Source organism: Algibacter sp., assembly GCF_049667265.1.
Classification (GTDB): Bacteria; Bacteroidota; Bacteroidia; order Flavobacteriales; family Flavobacteriaceae; genus Algibacter_B.
Window position 1 is genome coordinate 1 of sequence record NZ_JBATHX010000154.1, and the last position, 4898, is coordinate 4898.

The 4898-nt window shown below is 31.9% G+C and carries 5 protein-coding genes and 1 pseudogene; all 6 read left to right on the forward strand.

The window, feature by feature from the left end:
* Positions 1-329, forward strand: a pseudogene (locus tag WBN21_RS05715) (MFS transporter); the annotation flags it as partial.
* Positions 330-355: 26 nt separating this feature from the next.
* Positions 356-1297 (forward strand): carbohydrate kinase family protein, encoded by a 942-nt coding sequence (locus WBN21_RS05720; protein WP_424198325.1) that lies wholly within the window; start codon positions 356-358, stop codon positions 1295-1297.
* Between the two features lie 11 nt (positions 1298-1308).
* The gene (gtfA, locus tag WBN21_RS05725) at positions 1309-2871 is read left to right on the forward strand and encodes a sucrose phosphorylase (protein ID WP_424198327.1); all 1563 of its coding nucleotides are present in this window, start codon (positions 1309-1311) and stop codon (positions 2869-2871) included.
* A gap of 314 nt (positions 2872-3185) precedes the next feature.
* Entirely contained in the window at positions 3186-4043 is an 858-nt protein-coding gene (locus WBN21_RS05730) for a YicC/YloC family endoribonuclease (RefSeq protein WP_424198329.1), read from the forward strand.
* Positions 4044-4089: 46 nt separating this feature from the next.
* Positions 4090-4674: a guanylate kinase gene (gene gmk / locus WBN21_RS05735; RefSeq protein ID WP_424198331.1), complete on the forward strand. Its 585-nt coding sequence runs from the start codon at positions 4090-4092 to the stop codon at positions 4672-4674.
* Positions 4675-4676: 2 nt separating this feature from the next.
* The coding region (locus WBN21_RS05740; RefSeq protein WP_424198333.1) for a nicotinate-nicotinamide nucleotide adenylyltransferase at positions 4677-4898 on the forward strand (222 nt) is incomplete at its 3' end.

Consider the following 4898-nt stretch of genomic DNA (forward strand, 5'->3'; position numbering starts at 1 on the left):
TTTTGGTTATCTTACCAATGATTTTATTTGGGATAGGTTGGGCGGCAATGATGGGTATTCCATATTCTATGGTGTCTAAAATAGTACCTCAAGAAAGACGTGGTGTTTATATGGGGATATTAAATATGATGATTGTTATTCCTATGGGTATTCAAACATTAACATTTGGACCTATTGTAAAAAACCTATTAGGTAATAGTGCAATTAATGCCATATTATTTGGGGGTGTATTTTTTATCATAGCAGGTGTTTTAGCTTTTCGACTCAAGCAACCAGAATCTATTGATGAAGATGAAAATGTTGTGATTCCTAGTGATGGCGCACACTAATTTATAATTAAGAAAAGAAAATAGTTTTGAAAAATAATAATAATAAAGATATTGACATTCTTTGTGTTGGCGAAGTCCTTGTTGATTTTATTGGACATCAAACAGACGTACTTATCAATAATACAAGAGATTATCACAGATATTTAGGTGGGTCGCCAGCAAATGTAGCCATGAATTCAGCAAGATTAGGATTGAAATCCGTAATGGTAGCAACAGTTGGAGATGATGGTTTTGGAGAGTATATTTTTAAAAGATTGAATGAAGTTGGGGTAAATACTAATCATATCAAAATGATTAATGAAAAACCCACAAGTGTTATTTTTGTCTCTAGGACTGACAGTACACCAGATTTTATTCCTTTTAGGAAAGCAGATTCTTATATTTTAGAAGAGCAAATTTCAACAGACTTACTTTCAAAAACAAATATATATCACACAACCTGTTTTGCTTTAAGTAAAAACCCTGCACAAACTACTATTTTAAAAAAGGCAGAAGAAGCATTTAATTTGGGGTGCAAATTAAGCATCGATGTAAATTATGCTAAAAAACTATGGCATAGCCAAGAAGAAGCGCTTAGGGTTATAAAATCGTATTGTAAATTTAATCCTTTAGTTAAGATTAGTGAAGATGACATGCTTAGGCTTTTTGAGCAAAAGTTGCCTCACGAAGATATATTCGATTTCTTCCATTCAGAAGGTGTCGATACGGTGTGTTTAACCATGGGGAGTAAAGGGGTTAAGTTGTCTCAAAAAGGGAAAGATGTTATTCAATTGCCAGCAATACAAATAGATGTTGTGCAGGATGCAACTGGAGCTGGCGATGCATTTTGGTCTGGGTTTTTATTCGCTCACATTAAAAATAAACCAGTTGAAAAATGTTTAGAAGTAGCTTTGCAATTGGCTGCTTTAAAGCTTCAAAATGTTGGAAGATTACCAGATAATATCAATATTTTATCAGAACTATTGTAAACTTTTAAATAATGTCAAAAGAAAATAAAATCAATAATGGTGTCATGCTTAATGCATATCCAGACAGCATTGGTAGTAATTTGAGTGACACAATTACTATGTTAAAAATGCCAGAATTCAAGGATGTTTTTTCATTGTTTTATGTGCTTCCAACGTTTTTTAATAGCGATTTAGATAGAGGTTTTTCTGTAATTGATTATAATATTAATAAGGATTTAGTTTCTGAAGACGATTTAAAAGCTTTAGAAGATTTAGATATTCAGTTAAAATTTGATATTGTTTTAAACCACTTATCAGTAGCATCTCCTCAGTTTAAAGATTTATTAAAGTATGGTAATCAGTCAAAGTACAAGGATTTTTTTATCAATTGGAATACCTTTTGGGAAGGTAATGGTATCATGGGCGATGACGGTGTAATAGTTCCAAAAGAAGAATTTCTTAATAAATTATTTATGAGAAAGTCTGGATTACCGATATTAAAAGTGCCTTTCCCTGACGGAACAGAAAAACCTTACTGGAATACTTTTTATCAGAAAGTGAATGCCGATAAAAGTTTTTTAGGCCAAATGGATGTCAATGCGAAGTCTGAACTGGTTTGGGATTTTTATGAAGAAACTTTAGAAAAAGTTAGTGGTTTTGGAGGAAAAATATTGAGATTGGATGCCTTTGCATATCTACATAAAGAAATTGGACAATCAAATTTTTTCAATAAACCGGGAACTTGGGAATATTTAGAAAAAATTAAACAAATAGCTCAAAAAAATGATTTAACCTTATTGCCAGAAATTCATGCTGAATATGGGTTGCATTTGCACGATGAGGTTGCAAATGAAGGATATTATATTTATGATTTTTTCCTTCCCGGATTAACCATTCATACTATTGAAACGGGTAACTGTAAAGCATTAATAACATGGGCGAAGGAAATAGTAAATAAAGGTTACAAAACTGTTAATATGCTTGGTTGTCATGATGGTATTCCTGTTTTAGATTTAAAAGGAAAAGAAGTTGATGGTGTTTATAATAAAGGCTTGCTTTTAGATGACGAAATAGAAAACATCATGAGTAAAATCATGGAACGTGGTGGGCGGGTAAAAAACCTTTATGGTCCATCTGGTAAAAAGATTTCTTATTACCAAGTTAATGCAACATTTTTTAGTGCCTTAGGAGAAGATGAACAAAAGCTGTTGCTAGCTAGAGCAATTCAAATGTTTATGCCAGGGATTCCTCAGGTTTGGTATTTAGATATTTTTGCTGGTAAAAATGATTATGAGGCAGCTGATAAAGGCGGAAGTGCTGGTCATAAAGAAATTAATAGAACTACTTTAGCAATACATGATATTGAAGCAGGGATAAAAAGTAATATAGTACAACGTCAACTTAAACTTTTAAGATTAAGAAATACTTCAAAAGCCTTTTCAGGAACTATTAGGATTAACGAAACTTCAGATAAAACTATTGATATTAAATGGATTAATCAAAATGAGGTTGCGCACCTTATGGCTAACCTTAAGACATATACCTTCACAATAAACTATTCAGTAGCTGGAGCAAGTAGGATTTTGTCTTTTTAATAGTGTGGTTTCGTAATTAATATGATTCCAATTCCAATCAAAACACTAAGCATTTTGCATATCCCATACAGTTCAAACTAAGAATTATATTAAAAAGTGAGTAATTCGGTGAGTATTAAATCAAATAACAATATAATTTACTGATTTACAATTAATTATAAATTCATGGTTATTCCCGCCTTGAGTACAAAAGCCTTCATTAAATTAATGAAGGCTTTTTTTATTCAGAAAAAAAAAGTTGCTTTAAAACCTATTTTCGCTGTTTTCTATCTTTAGGTTTTAATTACCTTTGCATAACTTAAATTCGAGCATTTATGATATATTCCATGACAGGTTACGGAAAATCTGTATTGCAATTACCAACAAAAAAGATAAGTATTGAGCTAAAATCTTTAAATAGTAAAAATTTAGATTTAAATGCTAGAATGCCTTCCATTTACAGGGAAAAAGAATTAGCAATAAGAAAAGTATTGGCAGATAAACTGGTGCGTGGAAAAATAGATTTTTCAATTTATGTGGAAGCTACCGCTGAAGACACATCAACACAAATAAACACGCCTGTTGTTAAGCAATATATGAAGCAATTAAGACAAGTTGCTGATGGTGATGATTTGGATTTACTTAAAATGGCTGTTCGTTTTCCAGATGCTTTGAATACGGTGAGAGAAGAAATTGATGAAAATGAATGGCAAATTATTGAAGATGAAATTAATAAAGCCATTGAAGATCTTAACAATCATAGACTTGATGAAGGTAAAGTACTTGAGCAAGATTTTAACGAACGTGTAGTTTCTATTGAAAACATATTAGACCAAGTAATAGCTATGGATCCTGAACGTGTTGAAGGTGTTCGTGAGCGTTTGTTAAAAGGCGTTCAAGAACTTAGGGAGAAATATGACGAAAACAGGTTTGAACAGGAATTAGTCTATTACATTGAAAAGTTTGACATTACGGAAGAAAAAGTACGTTTAAAAAACCATTTAAACTATTTTACAGAGTCCATAAACTCAAAAGAGTCTAACGGTAAAAAACTAGGTTTTATTAGTCAGGAAATGGGAAGAGAAATTAATACCATTGGCTCTAAAAGTAATTACGCACCCATGCAACAGCTTGTTGTGCAAATGAAAGATGAGTTAGAAAAAATCAAGGAACAGTTATTGAATGTACTATAATTCAGAAAACAATTTCAGTATTCAGTAAAAAAGATATATTATTATAGTGAAAGAAAATAAAAAACAAGGTAAACTCATCGTGTTTTCAGCACCTTCCGGTTCAGGAAAAACTACTATTGTTAGGCATTTGCTAGGTAGGGATAAATTAAACTTAGAGTTTTCCATATCGGCAACTTCCAGAGAAAAACGAGGCGAGGAAGTACACGGAAAAGATTACTACTTTCTTTCAGCAAAAGAATTTAAGAATAACATTAAAAACGATGCCTTTTTAGAGTGGGAAGAAGTGTATCGAGATAATTTTTATGGCACTTTAAAAACAGAAGTGGAACGTATTTGGGCTTTAGGCAAAAACGTTATTTTTGATATTGACGTTTCTGGAGGCCTAAGAATAAAAAGGAAATTCCCAGAAGAAACACTAGCCATTTTTGTAAAACCACCAAGTATTGACGAATTAAAAATTCGATTAAAAAAACGTAAAACAGAAAGTGCCGATAAAATAAATATGCGTGTTGCAAAAGCATCAGCCGAATTAGCAACTGCACCATTATTCGACACCATAATAGTTAATGATAATTTGGAAAAAGCACTTGCCGAAGCTGAACAAAAAGTTGATGATTTCATAAATTCTTAAACATGAAAATCGGTTTATATTTTGGTTCGTTTAACCCTATTCACATTGGGCATTTGGTTATTGCCAACTACATGGCAGAATATAGCGATTTAGATCAAATTTGGTTTGTTGTTACACCACATAACCCTTTTAAAAAGAAAAGTAGCTTGCTTGATAATCACCAACGTTTAGAAATGGTGTATCAGGCCACAAAAGATTATACAAAGCTAAAGGCTAGTGATATT